The 18,375-nt window shown below is 64.3% G+C and carries 20 protein-coding genes and 1 tRNA gene; 4 read left to right on the plus strand and 17 right to left on the minus strand.

Annotated elements, in window-relative coordinates; all coding sequences use genetic code 11:
* The 3 genes from RMO23_RS05765 to RMO23_RS05775 form a co-directional block, all read right to left on the minus strand.
* A partial coding sequence (locus tag RMO23_RS05765; RefSeq protein ID WP_309679381.1) for a PAS domain S-box protein occupies positions 1-1,923 on the minus strand: 1,923 nt, incomplete at its 3' end.
* 186 nt (positions 1,924-2,109) lie between these two features.
* A complete protein-coding gene (locus tag RMO23_RS05770) occupies positions 2,110-2,715 on the minus strand; it encodes a hypothetical protein (protein WP_309679383.1) in 606 nt (201 codons plus the stop codon).
* A gap of 99 nt (positions 2,716-2,814) precedes the next feature.
* The gene (locus RMO23_RS05775; RefSeq protein ID WP_309679385.1) at positions 2,815-3,228 is read right to left on the minus strand and encodes an RcnB family protein; all 414 of its coding nucleotides are present in this window, start codon (positions 3,226-3,228) and stop codon (positions 2,815-2,817) included.
* Positions 3,229-3,359: 131 nt separating this feature from the next.
* Between RMO23_RS05775 and RMO23_RS05780 the strand changes: the two genes are divergently transcribed.
* Positions 3,360-3,435 (plus strand) — tRNA-Ala (locus tag RMO23_RS05780).
* A gap of 113 nt (positions 3,436-3,548) precedes the next feature.
* Here the strand turns inward: RMO23_RS05780 and RMO23_RS05785 are convergent.
* Genes RMO23_RS05785 through RMO23_RS05795 form a run of 3 tightly spaced genes read right to left on the minus strand, consistent with a single transcriptional unit; the run spans position 3,549 to position 5,877 of the window.
* Positions 3,549-4,847, minus strand: a complete 1,299-nt coding sequence (locus RMO23_RS05785; protein WP_405041569.1) for an RNA polymerase sigma factor — start codon at positions 4,845-4,847, stop codon at positions 3,549-3,551.
* Positions 4,848-4,897: 50 nt separating this feature from the next.
* Complete coding sequence (locus tag RMO23_RS05790; protein ID WP_309679387.1) at positions 4,898-5,425, minus strand: SRPBCC family protein; 528 nt, start codon at positions 5,423-5,425, stop codon at positions 4,898-4,900.
* Between the two features lie 29 nt (positions 5,426-5,454).
* Positions 5,455-5,877 (minus strand): YciI family protein, encoded by a 423-nt coding sequence (locus tag RMO23_RS05795; RefSeq protein WP_309679389.1) that lies wholly within the window; start codon positions 5,875-5,877, stop codon positions 5,455-5,457.
* A gap of 207 nt (positions 5,878-6,084) precedes the next feature.
* On the opposite strand from RMO23_RS05795, the gene trxC reads away from it, so the two are divergent.
* Positions 6,085-6,522, plus strand: a complete 438-nt coding sequence (trxC, locus tag RMO23_RS05800) for a thioredoxin TrxC (RefSeq protein WP_309679391.1) — start codon at positions 6,085-6,087, stop codon at positions 6,520-6,522.
* A gap of 78 nt (positions 6,523-6,600) precedes the next feature.
* Here the strand turns inward: trxC and RMO23_RS05805 are convergent, their stop codons facing one another.
* Positions 6,601-7,191, minus strand: coding sequence for an NAD(P)H-dependent oxidoreductase (locus RMO23_RS05805; protein WP_309679393.1), 591 nt, complete (start codon positions 7,189-7,191; stop codon positions 6,601-6,603).
* 119 nt (positions 7,192-7,310) lie between these two features.
* Entirely contained in the window at positions 7,311-8,231 is a 921-nt protein-coding gene (locus RMO23_RS05810; protein ID WP_309679395.1) for a LysR substrate-binding domain-containing protein, read from the minus strand.
* Positions 8,232-8,366: 135 nt separating this feature from the next.
* Between RMO23_RS05810 and RMO23_RS05815 the strand changes: the two genes are divergently transcribed.
* The gene (locus RMO23_RS05815; RefSeq protein ID WP_309679397.1) at positions 8,367-9,176 is read left to right on the plus strand and encodes a hypothetical protein; all 810 of its coding nucleotides are present in this window, start codon (positions 8,367-8,369) and stop codon (positions 9,174-9,176) included.
* A 20-nt stretch (positions 9,177-9,196) separates the two neighbouring features.
* Positions 9,197-9,604 (plus strand): VOC family protein, encoded by a 408-nt coding sequence (locus RMO23_RS05820; protein ID WP_309679399.1) that lies wholly within the window; start codon positions 9,197-9,199, stop codon positions 9,602-9,604.
* 6 nt (positions 9,605-9,610) lie between these two features.
* Here the strand turns inward: RMO23_RS05820 and RMO23_RS05825 are convergent, their stop codons facing one another.
* From RMO23_RS05825 to kdgD, 9 genes are all read right to left on the minus strand, one after another.
* Positions 9,611-10,000 (minus strand): hypothetical protein, encoded by a 390-nt coding sequence (locus RMO23_RS05825; protein ID WP_309679401.1) that lies wholly within the window; start codon positions 9,998-10,000, stop codon positions 9,611-9,613.
* Between the two features lie 256 nt (positions 10,001-10,256).
* Positions 10,257-10,718: an isoprenylcysteine carboxylmethyltransferase family protein gene (locus RMO23_RS05830; RefSeq protein ID WP_309679403.1), complete on the minus strand. Its 462-nt coding sequence runs from the start codon at positions 10,716-10,718 to the stop codon at positions 10,257-10,259.
* Positions 10,719-10,798: 80 nt separating this feature from the next.
* Positions 10,799-11,110 carry a hypothetical protein gene (locus tag RMO23_RS05835; protein WP_309679405.1) on the minus strand — a complete coding sequence of 104 codons (312 nt, stop codon included), beginning with the start codon at positions 11,108-11,110 and terminating at the stop codon, positions 10,799-10,801.
* Between the two features lie 321 nt (positions 11,111-11,431).
* Entirely contained in the window at positions 11,432-12,529 is a 1,098-nt protein-coding gene (locus RMO23_RS05840) for an aldose epimerase family protein (RefSeq protein ID WP_309679407.1), read from the minus strand.
* Between the two features lie 13 nt (positions 12,530-12,542).
* Positions 12,543-13,424, minus strand: coding sequence for a 2-hydroxy-3-oxopropionate reductase (gene glxR, locus RMO23_RS05845; protein WP_309679409.1), 882 nt, complete (start codon positions 13,422-13,424; stop codon positions 12,543-12,545).
* Between the two features lie 39 nt (positions 13,425-13,463).
* A complete protein-coding gene (gene garL / locus RMO23_RS05850; RefSeq protein ID WP_309679410.1) occupies positions 13,464-14,246 on the minus strand; it encodes a 2-dehydro-3-deoxyglucarate aldolase in 783 nt (260 codons plus the stop codon).
* 76 nt (positions 14,247-14,322) lie between these two features.
* Positions 14,323-15,762, minus strand: a complete 1,440-nt coding sequence (locus tag RMO23_RS05855; protein ID WP_309679412.1) for an aldehyde dehydrogenase family protein — start codon at positions 15,760-15,762, stop codon at positions 14,323-14,325.
* 34 nt (positions 15,763-15,796) lie between these two features.
* Entirely contained in the window at positions 15,797-17,386 is a 1,590-nt protein-coding gene (gene garD, locus RMO23_RS05860) for a galactarate dehydratase (RefSeq protein WP_309679414.1), read from the minus strand.
* A gap of 22 nt (positions 17,387-17,408) precedes the next feature.
* Positions 17,409-18,320 carry a 5-dehydro-4-deoxyglucarate dehydratase gene (gene kdgD / locus RMO23_RS05865; RefSeq protein WP_309679416.1) on the minus strand — a complete coding sequence of 304 codons (912 nt, stop codon included), beginning with the start codon at positions 18,318-18,320 and terminating at the stop codon, positions 17,409-17,411.
* Positions 18,321-18,375: the final 55 nt, after the last annotated feature.

The following is an 18,375-nucleotide window of genomic DNA, read 5'->3' on the forward strand; positions in this document are numbered from 1 at the left end:
GCGGCCGCCGTGGCGTTCAATGACGCGCTTGACGGTGGCCAGTCCGATGCCGGTGCCGGGGAAGTCCCCTGGCGTATGCAGGCGCTCGAAGGTGCCAAACAGTTTGGGCGCAAAAGCCATGTCAAAGCCGGCGCCGTTGTCGCGGACGAAATAGACGGTCTCGCCATCGGCGCCCGGCTCGCTGCCGACCTCGATCTGCGCCAGCGGCTGCCGGGCGGTGAACTTCCAGGCGTTGCCCAGCAGGTTTTGCAGCGCGGCGGCCAGCAGCCGCGGGTCGCCGTGCGCGCTCAGGTGCTCCTGCACCTGCAGTTGAACCTGGCGCGCGGGTTCTTTTTCGCGGCAGCCGTGGGCAATGCGGCGGGCGATGGCCGACAGATCAACAGGCTCTTGCTTGAGCTGCTCACGCGACAGGTGAGCCAGGGTCAGCAGGCCTTCGATCAAATCGCCCATCTGCTTGACGCCGGCGCGGATGCGCTCAAGGTAGTGCCGGCCTTTGTCGCTGACCTTGCCAACCTCGGCCTTCATCAGCAACTGGCTGAATCCATCAATGCTGTTCAGCGGCGAACGCAGGTCATGCGACACCGAATAGGCAAACGACTCCAGCTCTTTATTGAGCGAGGCGAGCTGGGCGGTGCGCTGCAGCACCCGTTCTTCAAGGTCGCTGTTGAGGCGCAAGATTTCTTCGCGCTGCTGCCTGCGCTCGGTAATGTCACGCTCGACCGCCACCCAATGGGTGTAATGGCCGGCCTCGTCGGCCAGCGGCGCGACATCGACCTCTACCCACAGCGGCTCGCCGGCTTTGGTGTAAATGGCCAGTTCCGTACGCAGGGCCTGCCAGTTTTGCATGGCCGACCGGATCCGCTCCAGCTCGGCGCCGTGGGTCTTGGGCCCCCACAGCAGACTGGCGGCCTGGCCGATGACGTCCTCGCGGCGGTAACCGGTCTGGCGCTCGAAGGCGTCGTTGACAAAGACAATCCGCCGGCCGGTTTCGTCCCGCGGCTCGGCCTCGGTGATGATGACAATGTCGTTCAGGCGGGCTACCGCCGTTTCAAGCAGCCGCAGCTGCGCCTGTTCGGCGCGCCGCTGGGTGATGTCCTGAAAGTACACCGCCAGCCCGGCCTCGGTCGGATAAACGTGGAAATCGAACCAGGTGCCCAGCGGCGCGTAGAAGGCCTCGAAACGGGTGGTGCGCTGCTGCTGCAGCGTCAGACGGTGTTCGGTTTCGATGCGGGTGCCTTCGGCCTCGGGGAACTCCTGCCAGGGTGTCTTGCCCAGCAGGTCCTGCCGCCGGCGTCTGAGCATGCGCTCCGCCGGGCCGTTCAGGTAGGTGAACTTCCAGTCCTTGTCGAGCAGATAAAAACCGTCGGTGATGCTCTCCAGCGTGGTGACGAGCCGTGCCTCCAGCGCGAGGGTGCGCTGCTCCGCCGCCTTTTGCTCCGAGATGTCCTGAAACGCCCCCTGAATGCGGATGATGTTTCCGGCGGCGTCGCGCACCGCCTCACCAATCGAGCGCACCCAGATCAGCCGGCCCTTGGCGGTGCGCTTGCGCAGCACAAACTCGTAGGGCGTTCCATGCTGCACGCAGTCCTCGACATGGCGGATCACGGTCGGCCGGTCTTCCGGAAAAAAGTAGCCAATGCCCTCTTGCAGCGTCGGCGTGTAGCCGGGCGGCACATCGTGAATCAGGCAGTTTTCATCGGACCAGGTGAGCGTGCGCTCCGGCAGCTCTATCGTCCAGCCGCCCAGGTGCGCGACGCGGCCGGCAATCCGGGTCATGGCCAGATTCTTCTCCAGCAGCTCGTTGGCCCGCTTCAGCTCATCAATGCCGGTGAAGGAGGGCGCTGCCGCCTGGCTTGCCGCGTCGGCCGCTGCGGGACTGGAGCGCAAGCCGGTCAAGGAATTTCCGGGGCTGATCGCGTTCATTCAATGGCCTTCACAAGACAGCGGGTTGACGGGGGTCGCCGGCGGCGCGCGGCGCCAGGCGCCCTGCGCGCCCGCCGTGCGTTCGGGCATGCATTTGCCACGCACGCCGAAACCAGTGTATCGCCTGGACCGGAGCGGCTGGCACGCCGCGCCTGCCCAGATCCCGTCAGATCCCGTCAGATCCCGTCAGATTCCCGTCAGGGCCAGGTAGGCCGCCCGCGTCGCGGGGGTCACGGCGGCCAGCACCTGCGCATGCGTGGTCTGGTGGCGCGCCATCAGCCGCGCCGACGCCACGGTTCTGGAGTTGCAAAACCAGTGGCAGCTGTGCTGCATCAAAAACAGCTCGGCAGACAGCGTGAAGGCCCTGCTTTTGGCGGTGCGCTGCTGCGGGTTGCCGGCGGCCTCGGTGAGCCCGTTGGCATGAATCGCCAGCGCCTTGCGCAGGTCAAACGTGGCGCGGGGAAACAGCCGGGCGGCATAGGGAATGGCCAGCGGCAAGGTGCTGACCCGCGTGCCGGCGCCGTCCAGCTTTGAAAACTCGGCGCTGAACTGGTTGAACTGCTGGCACAACTGGGTTTCCGCGGTGCCAAGGTGCTGCCAGATCTGGTCGCGGCGCCCGGGGTCGGCCTCGTCCAGCGCGCGCAGGTAACCGGCGGTCAGGCTTTCCATCAGCTTTTCAATCTGGTAGTGGCCCAGCTGGCTGCCCAGCAGCGCAATGCGCTGGCGCTGGTCGCCTTTCTTGAGCAGGTAAAAGGCGACAGCCAGCAGGATGACCAGGGGCAACATTTCCATCGACAGCTTTGTTGGTTTTTTGAAGGGGGAAGACCTGATTATTCAAGAAAAAAACCGCCTCGCGGGCGGTTCTCGGTTTGCGGCCAGCGCGTGGCCGGCTCAGGGGCCCAGATTGATCTGGATGATGAGGCCGGTCGGGATGGACACCAGCACATAGTCGCCGCCGGTCTGGACCCAGTGGTAACCGCGCGGCGGCGCGCTCAGGCGGTGGCCACGCCAGTCTTCAACCACGTAGTAGCGGTCGCGGTATTCGGGCGGCAGGCGGCTGCCCCTGCGAAAGCTGTGGTTGGGGCCGGCGCCGCGACTCTGCGGCCCCCTGTCTTCGTCGCGCCGGTCGTCCCGCTCGCCACGCCGGTCATCGCGGCCATCCTGATCATTCCGGCCACGCCGGCCATCCCGGTCATTGCGGCCACGGCCGCGGCCCCGGTCGTCATCGGCCAGGGCGATGCCGCTGAAGGCCAGCGAGGCAACGCCGAGAGCGGTCAGGGCAGATAAAAGAACACGTCTTTTCATGAAAAATACTCCTTGATACCGCTTCATTGTTCTCCGGCATTGGGCAATGCGCTGTAGTCCAACGCCGGTTTCACTCGTCACCCAAAAATAAGGTCCACAGCCCTGGCGCCTTTCGATAAAATTGGCCCAGCGGGGGGGTAGCTCAGTTGGGAGAGCGTCGCGTTCGCAATGCGAAGGTCGGGAGTTCGATCCTCCTCCTCTCCACCACGCTTCAAAACACCCGTTGCTGCAGTGGGCGGGTGTTTCTCTGCGATCCGTACCCCCGCGAGACACTCTTGCATCACAGGGGCAAGGCCAAAGGCGCCTCACCCCTGTCGCCCTCAAGCGGCCAGCAGGGTTTTTGTCGATTGCCGCGTGCACGCCGCAGCCCGCTCCAGCAGCAGTTCGCGCTCACGCAGGTTGCGTGTGAGTGTTGCGGCGCGTGTGAACTCGGCACCGGCCTCGGTGAAGCGCCCGAGTTTGGCCAGCAAGTCGCCGCGCACGCCGGGCAGCAGGTGGTAGTTTTTCAGCGCGGGCTCGGCGCTCAGCGTGTCCACCAGGTCCAGGCCCGCCGCTGGCCCAAAGGCCATGGCTAGCGCGACGGCGCGGTTGAGCTCAACCACGGGAGAAGGCATGAGCGCGCTGAGTGCGTCGTACAGCGCGGCGATCCGCGCCCAGTCGGTTTCCCCTGCGCTGCGCGCGCGTGCGTGGCAGGCGGCAATGGCGGCCTGCAGCGCGTAGGGGCCGAGTCCATCGCGTGTTGCCGCCAATGCCTGGGCGCGCTCCAGCGCCGCCAGTCCGCGGCCGATCAGCAACTGGTCCCAGCGCCCCCGGTTTTGGTCTGCCAGCAAGACGGCTTGCCCCTGAGGGCCCACGCGTGCGCGCAAGCGCGAGGCTTGTATCTCCATCAAGGCAGCCAGGCCGTGCACCTCGGGCTCCAGCGGTGCCAGCCCGGCAAGAATGCGCCCCAGGCGCAGCGCCTCTTCGCACAGCGCGGGGCGCGTCCACTGCTCGCCCGCGGTGGCGGCGTAGCCTTCATTGAAGATCAGGTAAATCACTTCCAGCACCGAGGCCAGCCGCGCTGGCAACTGGTCTGCGCGCGGCACCTCAAACGGTACACGCGCCTCGGCCAGGGCGCGCTTGGCACGCACAATGCGCTGCGCCACGGTAGGCTCGGGCAGCAGAAAGGCGCGGGCGATTTCGTCGGTGCCCAGGCCGCCCAGCACGCGCAAGGTCAGGGCGGTGCGCGCCGCAGCGGGCAACACGGGGTGGCAGGCGGTAAAAATCAGGCGCAGCAGATCATCGCCAATGTCGTCGTCCAGGCTATCGACAAAATCAGGCGTTACCAGGGCGCCCAGGGGTTGCATATCCTGCCCCAGCTCCTGGTGCCTGGCGTCGTGCAGTTTGCGCTGGCGCAGCGCGTCCAGAGCGCGGTTTTTCGCGGTGGCCATGAGCCAGGCGCCGGGGTTGTCGGGGATGCCGTCTTTCGGCCAATGCTCCAGCGCAGCCACCAGCGCGTCTTGTGCCAGCTCTTCGGCGCTACCCAGCTCGCGCGTCATGCGCGCGAGCTTGGCGATGATCCGGGCGGACTCCATCCGCCAGACCGCGTCAATGGTGCGCTGGATGTCGGCTGTGGCCACGGTCAATGGCTTCGTTCTGGATGCGGGTTCCAACGCTGCTATTTTTCTGCCTACTTTTCTGCCAGTTGTTTGAGGCTGGCAAAGCCCTCTTCGTATTTGTCGCCCACCATTTTGTCGCTGTTGAAAAACACGCCCATGAGTTTGGACATGAAAGGGCTGGGGCCGAACATGGCTTGCGTTACCCGGGTGGCGCCACCCTCGGGTGTGAGGGTGAATTCCACCATGTTGCGGGCTTCAAACGGTTTGGTGAAATGCAGCTTGAGCACCAGTCTGGACGGCGGCAGCGATTCGGTGATTTCCATGCGCCCGTGGCCCGCGCCCTTGTCGCTTTGCCACTCGTAGGCGGCCCCCACGCCGCTGGGCGCGCCGCTGTAGATGCGCTTGAGCGCGGGGTCTGCCTTCTCCCACGGCGACCACGGTTCCCACTGGCGAAAGTCGTTGAGGTGCGGGAATATCTTGTCGGCGCTGGCCTTGATGAGCGTGCTGCGCTCGATGCGAAAGCTGTCGGGCCGTGTGGCGGCAAAAGCCAGCAAGCCCGCGACGGCCAGCACGATGACGAAAGCGATGGTTTTAATCATGTCCGGTCTCCGGTGCAGGGTGATTGGGTTTAGCGTTTGGCCAGTTGCTTGCGCAGTTCGTCTTCCTGCGCGCGCAGCTCGGGCGTGAACTCGGCGCCAAAGTCGTCCGCCTCGAACAAGGGACGAATCTCCAGCACCGACTCCGCACCCGTGGGGTTGGGGCAGCGCTTGGCCCACTCAATCGCCTCCTGCATGGAGCGGCACTGCCACAGCCAGAATCCGGCGACCAGTTCCTTGGTTTCGGCAAAGGGACCGTCAATCACCGTGCGCTGCGCGCCCGAAAACTTGACGCGCGCGCCCTTGCTGGTGGGGTGCAGGCCCTCGCCCCCGAGCATCACACCGGCCTTCACCAGCTCTTCGTTGTACTTGCCCATGTCGGCAAGCAATTGTTCGCTGGGCATCACGCCCGCTTCGGTATCCTGGTCGGCTTTGACGAAAACTATGAATCGCATGGCGGTATCTCCGTTGGGTTTCAGACAGGGAGCGGCTTTTGTACCCAGATTCGGCCGGATTCGGCCAGGTTCAAATACCCGCTCAGGCAGTACGACGAACGAGCCTCCGTGAATTCGACAGATGGCGCAATAAAGTTTACCTTCGGTGGCGCAGCGCCGATGGCCGCTGCCGCTTGACAAGCCGGCGGCCGCCCCCAGTTGAGGCTCATGACCGACTCCCTGCACATCGTCTGCCCGCACTGCCACACCACCAACCGGGTCCGCAGCGACCAATTGGCCAGCGCGCCCACCTGCGGCAGCTGCAAGAAAGCGCTTTTCACGGGCCACCCGGCCGCCCTTGACGAAGCTGGGTTTGAGCGCCACATTGGCCGCAACCAGATCCCGGTGCTGGTCGATTTTTGGGCGCCCTGGTGCGGCCCCTGCCGCGCCATGGCGCCGGCCTACGAGCAGGCGGCCGCGCAGCTGGAGCCGCGGGTGCGGCTGGCCAAGGTCGATACCGAGGCCGTGCCCAGCCTGGGCGCGCGTTTCAATATCCGCAGCATTCCGACGCTGGCGCTGTTTGTGAATGGCCGCGAAGTGGCGCGCCAGCCCGGCGCGATGGCGGCGGCCGACATCGTGCGCTGGGTGCAGTCAAACCTGCGTTGATGGCCGGCTGCGCTGCAGGCTGCAAAAGCGGCCACGGCTTGTGCCGCGCGTCCTTGGTCTCATGCGGCGGTTCGTTGGCTAGCGGGCCAAGGCACCCAGCTTGCCGAGCTTGACAGTCCAGTCGCGCACGCCATCGGGGCCGAGGCGGTCCACCATGCCGATCAGGGTTTCGTCGACCGGGGCAATGCCGACAAAGCCCAGGATGTTGCGCTCCAGCGACTTGACGCTGTGCGCGCGAAAGTACCAGCGGTACACCAGCGCGGGCATGCCCATGGTGACCACCACCCGCGCCGAACGCCCGGTCAGCGCCTTGCGGCCCATCGGGTTGAGGCCCTCGGCCCTGAAGGCAAAGCCGGGCCGGGCCACCTGTTCCAGAAAGCCCTTGAGCAGCGCCGGCATGTCGCCCAGCCAGAGCGGGAAAAACAGCACCAGGTGCTGCGCCCAGGCGATGTCCATCTGCGCCTGCTCCAGCGCCTCGGGCAACTGGCCGTGTTCCCACTGCTGCTGGCTGCGCAGCAAGGGAAAATCAAGCTGCGCCACGCGCACCCGCCGCACCTTGTGGCCGGCCTGGCTGGCGCCCTGCGCATAGGCGTCGGCCAGCGCATGCACCAGATGGCTGCTGGCCGGGTCGGGGTGGCCGTCGATCAACACGATTCGCCGGGAGGTCATGCGCGCTGCTCCAAAAGCTGGTGCACCCATGGTGGCACGATTCGGGTTGCGGATGTTGACGCTGATCAAGGTCGGGCGTGCTTGCCCAGCGTTCTTTATGCTCTGTTTTTGATAGCATACTATGCCCTTGCGACTTGGGCCGGATCCACATCGGCCATGTTTTCCTCGACAAAATCGAGAAACACGCGCACCTTGCGGGCGACGTAGCGCCGGTGCGCGATGACGCCGAACAGGGTGTGCTGCTGCGGCCGCCAGGCGGCCAGCACCTCGGTCAGCAGGCCGCTGGCCAGCAGGTCGTCGACCACGAAACGCGGCGTCAGCGCCACGCCCTGCCCGGCCAGCAGCGCCGCCCGCAGCATGACGCTGTTGTTGACGCGGTAGCGCCCGCTGACGGGCACCGGCCGCCCCTGGCCGGTGCCCGTCAGCGGCCATTCATGGGGCGTGGCCGACTGGGTGTACACCAGGCATTCATGGGCCGCGAGGTCTTGCGGTGTCTGCAGCGGCGCGGCTTGGGCCAGGTAGGCGGGCGCGGCCACCGCCACGCGCTCAATAGCGCCCAGCGCCCGCGTCACCAGTTGCGAGTCGGGCAGACGGGTCGAGATGCGCAGGGCGCAGTCAAAGCCCTCCTGTACCAGGTCGACAAAGCGGTCATCGAGCGACAACTCCAGCGTGAGCTGCGAGTGCCGCGCCAGAAACGCCGGCACGCGCGCGGACAGCCACATCAGGGCAAACGAGCTGGGCACCGAGACCTTGAGCCGCCCCTGCACGCCCGCCGACAGTGAGCGCGCCTGCTCGGTCGCCATCGCCACTTCGTCCAGGATGCGCACCGCCGCCTCGTAGAAAGCGGCGCCCTCTTCGCTGATGCTGAGGCTGCGGGTGCTGCGATTGAGCAGGCGCACGCCGACGTCCTGCTCCAGTTGCGCCACCAGCTTGCTGACCGCGCCGCCGGACAGCTCCAGGCTGCGCGCGGCGGCGTGAAACGAATGCAGTTCGACCACGCGTCGAAACGCCTGCATGGCATGAAGGCTGGGTTGGGGCATATTTCTTCCATTTCAGAATCAATATTGTTCCATTTTCCATCTATGAAGACGCTTATGGAATCAATAGACTCCATTCCCTCGTCACCGTTTCCCCCTGAAACTTTCTTGAACCTTCTTGAACCCAGGAGTCATCTCATGCCAAACCTCATGTCCCATCTCTTGCCTTCCTCTGTGTCAATGCCGCTGGCCGGCCTGCTGGCGGCCTGCGGCACGCCCGCCAACCCGGCACTGGACAGCGCGGGCGCGGCCACGCTGGCCCGGCTGCAGCAGGCGGCCGAGTCGGCCGGTGCGCTGATTTACCAGGGCGCCGTGTTTGCCCTGCCGCCGCACGGCGGGGCGCCGCTGTTTCACTACGAACGGCGCATCCAGGCCGCCGCCGATACCCTTTTGGCCACGCACCTGACGCGCGAGGCCAGCGGCGAGGTGGTGGTGTCGGAAGCGGCGCGCTTCACCCCTGACTACCAGCTGCAGCGCTTTGAGGCCGCGCACAAACATGGCGGCTACAGCGGCTCGGTGGTGGTCACGGGCGGGCGCCACCTGCGGTACACCCTGAACCGCGGCGGCGAGGTCTCCAGCGCCACCGAAGACGTCAGCGACCCGGTGGTGGCGGGGCCTTCGCTGCACGGCTTCATCCTGACGCACTGGGAGGCGCTGGCGGCCGGACAGACGATTCGGGTGCGCATGATCGTGCTGGCGAAAAAAGAGAGTTATGCCTTTACCATCCGGCGCGCCGAGGCCGGCCCGGGCCGCACGGCGTTTTCAATCACGCCGGCCAGCCTGCTGGTTCGCCTGGCGGTGGATCCGCTGCGGGTAGAGTTCGACACCACGAGCAGGCATGTGCTGCGCTACCAGGGCCGCGTGCCGCCCCTGCAGCGGGAGAATGGCAAGCTCAAGACCCTGGACGCCGATGTGGCCTACACGCAGCATGCGGCGAACTACCGCTAACGCCCGCCGAAAGGGGCCTCATGATTCAGATTGCCGACATCGACCATCTGGTGCTGCGCGTCACCGACCTGGACGCGATGCTGCACTTTTATATCGGCGTGCTGGGCTGCACGCTGGAGCGGCGCCAGGACGCACTGGGGCTGGTGCAGTTGCGGGCCGGGCGATCATTGATTGACCTGGTGACCGTGAGCGGCGCGCTGGGGCGGGCCGGCGGCGCGGGCCCGGGCCGCGAGGGGCGCAATCTGGACCACTTTTGCCTGCGGGTGCAGCCGTTTGACGAAGCGGGCATTCGCCGCCATCTGCTGGCTGCGGGGGTGGCGGCCGGGCCGCTTGAGCTGCGCTACGGCGCCGGGGGACTGGGGCCATCGATCTACCTCAGCGACCCTGAGGGCAACACGGTGGAGCTGAAAGGCCCACCGACAAGCTGAATTCAGTTACGCGCCGGCACCATCGACCACGTCGATGGCGTGCTCGTCGGCCCAGTCCAGCAGCGCGTCGATCGCGTCAGCGGCATCGAGCTGGGTGTCGCAGCGCGACTGGGCCAGCAAGGTGGCCATGTCGAACTTGCTGGGCAGCACCTGGTACGGCACCTGAAACTCGGCCACCCGCTTGGACAAGGCCATCAACAGGTCCTGCTCGGTCAGGGCGCCGCGCCGGTAGTTTTGCCAGATGTCGCTCACCTGCAGGGGCGGAAGCTGCGGCAGGGCCGAATAGCCGGTACTCAGGTAATTGAGCGACTCGGCGCCCAGCACCGAATCGACCGAAGCGGCCGAACGGGCCGCGGCGGCCGGACCGGCTTTTGACTTGAATAGCTGTTTGAACATCTGGGTTCCTCCTGCCCACAAAGGTAATGCGGCAAGAGTACCTTTTAGCTATTGGGGCCGCAAGCCACGCCGCGCGATTTAACCGAAAGCCGCGAAAAAATGCCGCAATTGGGCCCGCAACCGCACAGGGGCCAGCCCTGTGCACGCTCTGTTTTTAATAGCACACCATGCATGTTCTACCTGGGCTAGAGGCATTTTTAGGCATGAAATTGGGGTTGGCACCGGTCCCCGCGCTGCTGGCGGCCTGCGCATGCGGCTACAGCCAGCGCGGCACGCCTGCCTGGTAGGCCGCGTAGCGGCTGCCAAAGCGCGCCGCCAGCACGCGTTCTTCGGGCCGGATCTGAAAGCGGGTGATGTATAGCCCAAAAGCCACCGGCCCCAGCAGCGCCCAGCCGGACGACAGGTACACAGCCCAGGCCAGCAAAATCAAGGCCAGCCCGACGTACATCGGATTGCGCGTAAACCGGTAAACGCCGGTGCACACCAGGGCCACACTGGTGTCGGGCTTCATCGGGTTGACGGTGGTTTTGGCGCGCCAGAAGGCGATGATGCCGGCCAGATCGAAGCCGGCGCCCACCAGCGCAATCAGCAGCGCCGCGGTCACCCGCAGGGCCGGGGCTAGTGCTACCAGCGGCGCCAGCACCGAGAGGCCCCACATCGCCCCCGCGGTCAAGGCCGCCACCGCCGGCGGTGGAATTTTGAGTTCGAGGGCTTGCATGCGAGGACGCTGACGGCGGGTTCAGGTCAGGCGGATGTGCAGGCCAGCATGAGGCACAAGCCGCGCGTCGGGCCATGCAGTCACAGCACCCGATAGATTTCCCAGTGGCTGGTTCCGGACACCACGAAGGGTTCGAGGTCCTTGCTCCACTGCTTGTGCTCGGGAATCGATGCCATCTTGTCCCAAGCCCGGTTCAATTCGGCGAGGTCCCCAATCAGGTGTTCCGACTGGATCGTGGCTTCCAGCGCGCCTATCGAGCCGGTCAGCAGGCGCGTCTTGTCGGCGCTGAAACCGGCCTGGGGCGCGATTTCGCGCAGCCAGCGCTGCATCAGGTCCAGCGCGTTCTGCTTGTAGCCGAACTTCGTATCAATGCTCCAGCGTGCAATCATCATGGCTCAGCTCCTTTCAAGATTACCCTCTCACACCCACGTCACCCCGTCTTCACGCGGCAACAGAGGCCCGGTTCGGTCGCGAAACAGTCGTGGCAGGCCATAAAGCCCGAACTCCCATTTGAATCACCGTGTCCATGGAAAGATCTCGGCTTTCTCGCTGGTGTTGTGGCATGGCGCGCCATGGCGACGAACAGGAGCGGCAAGCAATCAGGCTAGGCCGCGCAGGGCCACTTGTCAAGGAGTGCCGCCCCGGCCCACTAGCAGTCAGAACAAATGCACATATCCAGGGCAGCTACTGCAGCCTGCTGGCGCCTCGACGGACTACTCGCCGACGCCGCCAGAATATTCACGAACCGGGTGCGTGCCAAAACGGTAAATGGTGGTGGCAGACCGGCTTTTACCCGGTGCGTAAACCGCCGACGGAAAGGCCGGGCAGTTGGGTGCATTGGGGTAGCCCTGCGGCTCCAGGCACAGGCCCTGCTGCTGAAAATAGGTCTGGCCACTCTTGCCCGCGCCGCCCGCCAGCGCCTGCTGCGGCAGCAGGCCGGTATAGAACTGCAGCGACGGCTCGGTGGACCAGACCTGCATCACCCGGCCGCTTTCCGGCGCCCGCACCGTGGCGCACAAAGCCAGTTGGCCCGCGTCGCCAGGTTTGATCACGTAACAGCAGTCGTAGCCTTCGACTTTTCCATTTTCAGGCGATGCGCCCACCCGCTCTCGCAGCAGCGCCGCTTCACGAAAATCAAACACCGTGCCAGCCACGGGCAGCAGCTCGCCGGTGGCAATCAGGTCGACATCGGTGGCCAGGCGCTGGTCGGCATGAATCGTGACCTCATGCCCCATTGCATTGCCGCTGGCTTCACCATTGAGGTTAAAAAACGCATGGGTGGTGAAGCTGGCCACGCTGGCTTTGTCCAGCGCCACGGCTTCGTAGTCGAGCCTCAGCTCATTGGCGTCGGTCAGGCTGTAGCTCAGTCGCAGCGCCAGGGTGCCCGGAAAGCCCTGCTCGCCATCGGCAAAGACATAGCGCATCTCGACGCTGGCCGCATCGCGCTGCACAGCATCGAAAACGCGAAAACGCGAGCCCCGGACGCCACCGTGCAGGCAGTGCTTGCCCGCGTTGGCGTTCAGCAAAAACTGCTCCCCGTCCAGCGTGAAACGGGCATGGCCAATGCGGCCCGCGTAACGCCCGATAAACGCTCCCATGGAAGGCGCGCCTGCGATTGCCGAGTCAAGGCAGTCATAGCCCAGCACCACATCGGCAAGCCGCCCCTGGCTATCGGGGACGAGGAGCTGCTCGATTTTGGCGCCATAGTTGGTGATGGCAGCCACCATGCCCTGGGAATTGCGCAGCACATAGAGGGCGACCGGCTGGCCGTCCAGTTCACCCCGAAAGCGCGCTGGATCCAGCAACTGCACGGTGCGCGCCGTTTCAGGCGACCTCGTGGTGGGCCATCAACTCCAGCGCACGCACCAGCGCGGAATGGTCCAGGTCCTGCATGCCGTTGGCGGCGCAGACCTGCATCAGCTGGGCGGCGCTGGCGGTTTGCGGCAGGGCCACGCCCAGGGTCCGGGCGCCTGACAGCGCCAGGTTCAGGTCTTTCTGGTGCAGGCCGATGCGAAAACCCGGCGCAAAGGTGCGCTTGATCATGCGCTCGCCATGCACCTCGAGAATGCGCGATGAGGCAAAGCCGCCCATCAGCGCCTGCCGCACCTTGGCCGGGTCAGCACCGGCCTTGCTGGCAAACAGCAGGGCTTCGCTGACCGCCGCAATGTTCAGCGCCACGATGATCTGGTTGGCGACCTTGCAGGTTTGGCCATCACCATTGTCGCCTACCAGCGTGATGTTCTTGCCCATCAGCTCAAACAGCGGCTTGACCCGCTCAAACGCCGCCTCCGGGCCACCCACCATGATGGTGAGGCTGGCCGCCTTGGCGCCGACTTCGCCGCCAGACACTGGCGCATCGAGGTAGTCACAACCCAGCGCATTGATTTTTTGGGCGAATTCCTTGGTGTCCATCGGCGAAATCGAGCTCATGTCGACGACGGTCTTGCCCTGGCTCAGTGCCGAGGCGACCCCGTTGTCGCCAAACAGCACTTTGGCCACGTCGGGGGTGTCGGGCAGCATCATGAAAATGATGTCGGCCTGCTCCACCACTTCGCGAATGGTGCCGCAGGCTTTTGCATGGCCCGTCAGCAGGTCGGCCGGCACCGTGCTGCGCGTGTTGAGAAAAACCTCATGCCCGGCCTTGATGAGGTGGGCGGCCATCGGTGCGCCCATGATGCCAAGACCAATAAAACCAAGCTTGCTCATTCAAATACTCCAGTCAAAAAATTTAAAGATATTCGAGGTTCAGGTGCGGTAGCGCTCGCGCAGCGCCTGCGTGGCCGAGCGAAACGCGCCCAGGTCGCTGCCAACCCCCACAAACGTCGCACCCATGTCCATGTAGCGGCGGGCATCGGCCTCGACCGGTGCCAGAATGCCAATGGGCTTGCCACAGGCTTTGGCGTCGGCGAACACGGACCCAATGGCGGCTTGCACTTCGGGATGGCCGGCGTTGCCGAGATGGCCCAGGCCGGCCGCCAGATCCGAGGGGCCAACGAAGACGCAGTCCACACCGTCCACCGCAGCAATCTCGCGCGCCGCGGCCACACCGGCAATGCTTTCGATTTGCACCATCACGCAGATATGCTCATTGACCGACTTGAAATAATCGGGAACGGTGCCATAGCGGTTGCTGCGCTGCGAGATCGACACGCCCCGCATGCCCTGAGGCGGGTAGCGTGTCGCTGCAATCGCGCGCCGGGCTTCCTCGACAGTTTCCACAAAAGGAATCAGAAAGTTGTAAAAGCCGGCATCCAGCAGGCGCTTGATTTCGACCGCGTCGTTGCTAGCGGGTCGCACAATGGGTGCACTCGAACTGTCCTTGAGCGCCATCAGCTGTGGAATAAAGGTGGCCACGTCGTTTGGCGAATGTTCACCGTCCAGCAGTATCCAGTCGAAGCCGGCGACGCCCAGCACCTCGGTGGTGATGGCGTTGGCCAGCGAGGACCAGCAGCCGATCAGCTTTTTCCCGGCCAGCAGATCACGCTTGAAACTGTTGGGGAAACTCTGGTAGGGGATCGCTTGTGTCATGAAATGTCTCTTTTCAGCTTGTGGTGATGAAGCTATTCTTCGGCTCAGGCTCAGGCGACCCGGACTCTTTTGTCTCTCAAGCCAGCGTGTAAGCCGTCTTGACGATGGTGAAAAACTCCTGCGCATAACGCCCCTGCTCGCGCGAGCCATAACTGGAGCCTTTGCGACCGCCGAACGGCACATGGTAGTCCACGCCGGCCGTCGGCAGGTTCACCATGACCATGCCGGCCTGGCTATGGCGCTTGAAGTGGGTCGCATGCTTCAGGCTAGTTGTGGCAATGCCGGCAGCCAGGCCAAACGGTGTGTTGTTCGCCTCGGCCAGGGCTTCTTCGTAACCCTTGACGCGGATGATGCTGGCGACCGGGCCGAACACTTCTTCCCGGTTGATGCGCATGTCGGCCGTGGTGTCGGTCAGCAGGGCCGGCGCCATGAAAAAGCCGTCCGTCGAGAGCTTCAGGCGTTCCCCGCCGGCCAGCAGCACAGCACCTTCCGCCTTGCCGATGTCCACATAACTCATGTCCTGCTCCAGTTGCGAGAGCGAAGACACCGGGCCAATATCAATGCCCGCCTGCAGCGCATCGCCCACCTTGAGGCCCGCCATGCGGATCTTCATGGCCTCGATAAATTTCGGGTAAATGCCTTCGGTCACGATCAGCCGGCTCGACGCCGTGCAGCGCTGGCCGGTAGAGAAAAAAGCGCTTTGCACGCTGAGCTCAACGGCCTGGGCCAAATCGGCATCGTCCAGAATGACCTGCGGGTTCTTGCCGCCCATTTCCAGCTGAATCTTCTTGAGGCTGACGGCGCATTGCTGGGCAATGCGGGCGCCCACACCCTGCGAGCCGGTAAAGCTGATGGCATCCACGCCCGGATGGTTGACCAGTGGATCGCCAATCACGCTACCCCGGCCCATGACCAGGTTGAACACGCCCGCCGGAATGCCGCTGCGGCTGATGATCTCGGCCAGCGCCCAGGCGCAGCCGGGCACCAGATCGGCGGGCTTCATCACAACGCAGTTGCCATAGGCCAGCGCTGGTGCAATTTTCCAGGCGGGAATGGCGATCGGGAAATTCCAGGGCGTGATGATGCCGATAACGCCCACCGGCTCCCGGGTGATTTCCACGCCAATGCCGGGACGCACCGACGGCACCACTTCACCCGTCAGGCGCAGGCACTCACCGGCAAAAAACTTGAAAATATTGCCGGCGCGGGTTGCCTCGCCAATACCTTCGGCTTTGGTTTTGCCTTCTTCGCGGGCAAGCAGGATGCCCAGTTCCTCACGGCGGGCCAGGATTTCGGTGCCAATCTTGTCGAGCGCATCGGCCCTGGCCTGAATGCCCGAAACTGACCAGGCAGGAAAGGCTGCGCGGGCGGCCTGCACCGCTGCGTCGAGCTGCTCCGCGCTGGCCTGGGTGTACTCGCCAATCACATCGGCCAGGTTGGACGGGTTGAGATTGGGCGTGTAGCTGCTGCCGGCAAGCCACTGGCCGCCGATCAGGTTGTCGTGCTTCTGGGTCATGTTTAATCCTTGAAAATTGTTATTCGGTTGTTGTTCAGGTCACAGGAGCTGGGTTGAAAAGCACCAGGGCGTTGTGCAGCTTCCAGTGTTCGGCCCAGGTCTTTTTGCGTCCGCTGGCGACTTCGAGCATGAGGTAGAACAGCTCCCAGCCGACATCGGCAATGCTGGCATCACCGTCGGCGATTCGGCCAGCGTTGATGTCCATCAGGTCATGCCAGCGCCAGGCCAGATCGGTGCGCGTGGCCACCTTGATCACCGGCACTTCGGCCAGCCCGTAAGGCGTGCCTCGGCCGGTGGTGAACACATGAAGATTGATGCCGGCCGCCAGCTGCAGCGTGCCGCAAATGAAATCGCTGGCTGGCGTGGCGGCATAAATCAGGCCTTTCTGCCTGACCTTTTCGCCCGGCGCCAGCACGCCGCTGATGGGCGCGGTGCCGGACTTGACGATGGAGCCCATGGCTTTTTCGACAATATTGGACAAGCCGCCCTTTTTGTTGCCCGGCGTGGTGTTGGCGCTGCGGTCAACCCGGCCTTTTTCCAGGTAGGCGTCATACCAGGCCATTTCGCGGATCATCGCCTGTGCCACTTCGGGGCTGCTGGCCCGCGCGGTCAGCTGGTCAATGCCGTCGCGCACTTCGGTGGTCTCGGAGAACATCACCGTGGCGCCGGCGCGCACCAGCAAATCGGTGGCAAAACCCACCGCCGGATTGGCCGTCACGCCCGAGAACGCATCGCTGCCGCCGCACTGCACACCCACCACCAGTTCGCTGGCCGGGACGGTTTCGCGCCGGCGTGCATCAAGCCGCTCCAGGTGCAGCAAGGCCGTCTGCATGATCGAGTCAATCATCGACATGAAGCCGACATGATTTTCGGACTGCAGGCACACCACATCGAGCGCTGCATCCGCGTTGACACCCACATCGGCCACATTGCGTTCGTCCACGATAGGGATGGTGCCGGGCGGAAACAGGCGCTCGGGCTGCAGCTTTTCGCAGCCCAGGCTGACCACCATGACCTCGCCGCCAAAGTTCGGGTTCAGCGTGATGTTGCGCAGGGTGCGGATCGGAATGATCGCATCGAGTGCGTCAATGGCGACGCCGCAGCCGTAGCTGTGCTCCAGGCCCACCACGTCGTCAACATTCGGAAAGCGCGGCAACAACTCCTGCTTGATGCGCTGCACGGCAAAATCGACCACGCCCGCCACGCACTGCACCGTGGTGGTGATGGCCAGGATGTTGCGGCTGCCCACACTGCCATCGGCATTGCGGTAGCCCTCGAAGGTGTAACCCTCCAGCGCCGGCAGCGGCTCAGGTTTCACGGTCGCCATCGGCAAATCATCCAGCCCGCGCGCCGAAGGCATCTCCAGCAGCCGCTCATGCACCCAGCTGCCGGCCGCAATGTCTTTCAGTGCATACCCGATGGGCACGTTGTAGCGCCGCACGGCACTGCCCGCAGGCAAGTCCGCCAGCGCCACCTTGTGACCTTGCGGCACCATGTCACGCAGGAGCAGCCCGGAAGGGAAAACACTGCCCGCAGGCAAGCCGCCATCATTCACGACGATTGCCACGTTGTCAGCCTCATGCATGAGGATGTAGCGGGCCTGAGAGCTTGGCAGTGGGGTCATGCGAAAGGCACCGGTTGGATGGTTACTGCGGGCCGAGGCTCTTGATCAGCGCGGCCAGCTCTTCCATCTCATTGGGCTTGAGGTCGGTCAAAGGCGGGCGAACCGGACCGGCATCATGGCCCACAATTTTGGCGCCGGCCTTGACGATGCTCACCGCATAGCCGGCCATCTTGTTGCGAATGTCCAGGTAAGGCATGAAAAAGTCCTTGAGCAGGCGGTGCTGGGTGGCCATGTCATCGCTCGCCACGGCATGGTAGAAATCCATCGCGGTTTTGGGAATGAAGTTGAAGACTGCAGACGAATACACCGGTGTGCCCAGCGCCTTGTAGGCTGCGGCATAGACCTCGGCCGTGGGCAAGCCGCCCAGGTAAGAGAAACGGTCGCCCATCTTCATATAGATGGAAGACATGGTTTCGATATCGCCCACGCCGTCCTTGAAGCCGATCAGGTTCGGGCAGCGGTCAGCCAGTTTGGCCAGGGAGTCGGGGGTGAGCTTGCAGACGTTGCGGTTGTAAACAATCACGCCGAACTTCACACTCTTGCAGACGGCTTCGACATGGGCAATCAGCCCTTCCTGGCAGGCTTCCATCAGGTAATGCGGCAGCAGCAGGATGCCGTGGGCGCCCAGGCGCTCGGCTTCCTGCGCGCAGGCAATGGCGAAACGGGTCGGGCCGCCGACGCCGGCAATGATGGGCACCTTGCCGGCGCAGGTATCGACCGCCGTCTTGATGATCAAGGGGTATTCGTCACCCGTCAGCGAGAAAAATTCACCCGTGCCGCCAGCGGCGAACAGCGCGGTTGCGCCGTAAGGGGCCAGCCATTCGAGGCGCTCTGCATAGCTCTTGGGATTAAAGTCGCCCTGCTCGTCAAAGTCGGTGACGGGAAAAGACAGAAGGCCGGAGCTGACGATGGCTTTGAGGTCTTGGGGGTTCATAAAGAGTTTTTCAAAAAAATTAAGTTGAAGCGAGAAGCACGGGGACCGCTAACAG

The organism is Polaromonas sp., assembly GCF_031411155.1.
In the GTDB taxonomy this organism is placed as follows: Bacteria; Pseudomonadota; Gammaproteobacteria; order Burkholderiales; family Burkholderiaceae_C; genus Polaromonas.